At 60.7% G+C, this 3,285-nt stretch carries 4 protein-coding genes and 1 pseudogene; 3 read left to right on the forward strand and 2 right to left on the reverse strand.

Translation table 11 applies throughout. The annotated features are described in order from the left end of the window. Together FN369_RS10730 and FN369_RS10735 are read right to left on the reverse strand one after the other, a co-directional pair. Window positions 1-511, reverse strand: a 511-nt coding sequence (locus FN369_RS10730; RefSeq protein WP_142526130.1) for an aldehyde dehydrogenase family protein, incomplete at its 3' end; no start/stop codon positions are given. A gap of 101 nt (window positions 512-612) precedes the next feature. After that, window positions 613-1,272: a 2OG-Fe(II) oxygenase gene (locus FN369_RS10735; RefSeq protein ID WP_178087818.1), complete on the reverse strand. Its 660-nt coding sequence runs from the start codon at window positions 1,270-1,272 to the stop codon at window positions 613-615. 84 nt (window positions 1,273-1,356) lie between these two features. Here FN369_RS10735 and FN369_RS10740 point away from each other — a divergent pair, with 84 nt between their 5' ends. The 3 genes and pseudogenes from FN369_RS10740 to FN369_RS10750 form a co-directional block, all read left to right on the forward strand. Next, window positions 1,357-2,103, forward strand: coding sequence for an endonuclease V (locus FN369_RS10740; protein WP_178087819.1), 747 nt, complete (start codon window positions 1,357-1,359; stop codon window positions 2,101-2,103). Window positions 2,104-2,275: 172 nt separating this feature from the next. Beyond that, window positions 2,276-2,875, forward strand: a complete 600-nt coding sequence (locus tag FN369_RS10745) for an STAS-like domain-containing protein (protein ID WP_142526133.1) — start codon at window positions 2,276-2,278, stop codon at window positions 2,873-2,875. A gap of 11 nt (window positions 2,876-2,886) precedes the next feature. Beyond that, window positions 2,887-3,285: pseudogene (locus FN369_RS10750) on the forward strand (RNA-guided endonuclease InsQ/TnpB family protein); the annotation flags it as partial.

The raw sequence follows: 3,285 nt of genomic DNA on the forward strand, positions 1-3,285 counted from the left end.
AGCCCGCCGCGAGGGCGGGAGCCACCTTCCGGGTGACCATGGCTGCGGGAAAGTTCCAGGGGGTGATGCCATAGACCGGCCCCACGGGCGCATAGCGAACCAAAATGCGCTTGTGGGCGTGCTGGCTGGGAACCGAGTCTCCGTAATTCCGCTTGGCCTCTTCGGCATACCATTCCACGAAGCTGGCGGCATAGAGAATCTCTCTTCTGGCTTCCGAGATCGGCTTCCCCATCTCTTGCGAGATCGTGCGGGCGAGCTCGTCCCGGCAAGCGAGGATCGAGTCGTGCCACTTGCGCAGCAGTTCGGAACGGAGATAGGGAGACGTTGCTCTCCATTCGGAAAAGATCTCGGCCGCCGTCTCTAGGGCTTGGCGGGCTTCGGCTTCCCCGCAGTCGGCTACCTTGGCAAGAACGGAGCCCGACGATGGGCTCTTGACCGGAAAGCTGCGTTCGGTCTCGACCCAGGAACCGGCAAAGAAGGCTTTCGAGAGGAAGGAGGAAGAGCCATCCATAGAAACTCTCGCCGCCCGAGCGGCCGGCGATCTCCCAACTCGATCCTATCGAGAAAGGGGAGGATCGGCGAGAAGAAAGCCGCTTCGGTACCGAGCGCTCCTTAGCGGGAGATCTTGCGCCAATGGAGTCGTTCGAGCAGTTGGGTAGGCACCAGGCTCTTCATCCAGCTCGATCGGCCGTGGCGACTGAGCTCCCGTTCGAGAACCGCCTGATGGGTCAACCAGTTGAGCATCACAACCCGTCTCTCCCCTTCGAAAAGGCGGTGGCCGTGAAAGGATCGATCCGAACGGCGAAAGACCAGAAGGGTACCCCATTCGGGAGGGAGCTCGACGGCGACATCCTCGATATTCTCGCTGCGCAGGAGCCGGAGACGGCCTCCGTCCGCTTCCCACCGGCCGTTGAGATAGAGTAGCACTGTGATGATTTTCGTCTCGGAATCGGTATGGACTTGGCCGTCTCGTCGCCCGCATCGACCTCGGACCGTGATCAAGACCGGCTTGTCGTCGAGCGAGACCGAAAACTTTTCGGAAACCGCCTCTCGGAAAGCGGAGCCCCGAAGCTCTTCCAGGAAGGCTTCAAAAAGAGGGCCGTAGCGAAGCGTCTGAACCGGAAAGATCCCCGGCTTATCGATTGTGGGAAACTCCCGCTCGAGAGGCAGGCGAAGCTCCGCAGGGACGAAATTCCGGACGAGGACATGCTCAAAGGGATCGGTGACCAGCGGCGTCGATGAGAAGGCCTCTATATGGAGAAGGCGGCCCATTGCGTTCCTCCATTCCTTGCCTCCGCTTCCAGGAGAGTGGGCGGTGAGCGCCATCCAAAATACGCTTGTCTCGAAAATGCTCCAATGAATTATTGTTCATATTGCGTTCAGGACGCGGGGGAGCAAAGAGGGCTCGAATCCGCGGGCCCGTGGCCCCGGACCGTCGAAGATTTGATCCTCGTCCAGAAGAGGATCGGCCAAGCGACGAGCCACCTTTGGACTCCCGCGGGTCGGGTTTTTTCGGCCGCTGGATGTTTCGTCTGTTTTTCCCGTGGAAGGGTGGGTGCGGGGCGGCCGGGGGAGGCGGGCTGGGCTGCAGCCGCGCTTCTTCGATCCGGAAGGATTGTCGCTGCGGCAACGGTCTGCGGCACGGCTCAAGCCGCCTACGAGCCGGGGCTTTTGGCGCTTCGGGAGGGGCTCCTTCTGGAAGAAGCGGTTCGGCGGCTTCCAGAGCGGCCGGATCTCCTTCTCGTCAATGCCACCGGTCGGGACCATCCCCGCGGAGCGGGGTTGGCGGTCCATCTCGGAATCCGACTGGCCCTTCCCACCGTGGGGGTGACTCGCAACCCCCTTCTTGCTTCGGGAGAGCCGCCGGCGGAGGCTCGAGGCTCTCTTTCCCCGCTCTTTCTCGGGGGAACCATCGTGGCCTACTGGTTGCGTACGCAACGGGGGAAGCGACCCTTGGTCGCCCACGCAGCGTGGCAAACGGATGCGAGGACGGCCGCAAGCGTCCTGCTGGCGTTGACCACGCGATGGCGGACGCCGGAGCCGCTGCGGGAAGCGCGGAGGCTCGCTCGGGAGGCCCGCTCCGAGAAGAGAGGAGACGGTTGATGGAACGGCGGCAGCTTTTTGCCGAAAACGTCCTACGGCGAGGAATCTTTTTGGAACGATTTCCAGCTTCCGGGCGAACCAATCGCGATTCTATCGCGCGGGGAGGAACGATACGGAAGCGATCGAGCTTGCGATTCATCCCAACGTCTCCAGTACTGCCGATCTCCCCCATATGTACGGCAAATCTCCCAACCGGGGCGTCGGCCTGAGCATGTTGCAGGATCTCGTGCGACAAACTATGGGCACTATGGTGATCCTCTCCGGATGCGGATGGTGGATGCAAGATGGAGAGCTCCCCTCGGAAAGCGGTCGGCTTCCGAGGGGAGCGAGTTTTGGCGGCACGGTCTGCTCGATCTGCTTCCGGCGAAAGGAAATCTACGATTTTAATTTGATGCTGCGGGAAGCCTGGAAAGTCCTGGGCTTGTCAGGAGCGAGTCAGGATAGTGGGCTTTTTATGAGTCATGAGTTCTTTATGAAGGAACTCTTCGGTGGATTCCTGGCTGACGGGGATCTTGCCAATGCCTTCCGGTTTAACGAAGTAGAATCAAAGCTTGGCATGCACGCCTTGGTGATTTTCAACTTCGAAGGCGTCACGAACAGGACCGCGTCATTCGCCAACGCCCTTTTTGGCGGCTTGGCCGAAGACCATCCCTACGACCTGGTTGAGAAGATCCGCTTCAAAAATTGCTCTCCCTTGATCCGGAGCTTTCTCACGTGCGCCCTTTCCTTCGGGATCGAACGAGGCAAGCAGTTGGCGCACTCTGGAAAATAGAAAGCATCCCCAAGCGCAAGCTTGCCAGGCTGCATGCCCGGATCGCCGACATCCGCTCGGATGCGCTGCATAAGCTCACGACAGAGCTGACGCGGCGGTTTTTCGCCATTGGCTTCGAGGACTTGAACGTGCGCGGCATGGGGAAGAACCGGCATCTGGCCCGGTCCATTGCCGACATGGGCTTCTTCGAGTTCCGGCGGCAGTTGGAGTACAAGGCGGCGAGAAACGGAGTGCGCATCGTCGTGGCGGAGCGCTGGTTTGCCAGCAGCAAGAGCTGCTCGGATTGCGGTTACAAGCTGGAAGCCCTGCCGCTGTCGGCGCGCGAGTGGAGATGTCCGGCCTGTGGAGCAATCCACGACCGCGATATCAATGCAGCGATCAACCTGCGCAATTTGGCCGTGAGTTCCACG

The organism is Methylacidimicrobium cyclopophantes, from assembly GCF_902143385.2.
GTDB lineage: Bacteria > Verrucomicrobiota > Verrucomicrobiia > Methylacidiphilales > Methylacidiphilaceae > Methylacidimicrobium > Methylacidimicrobium cyclopophantes.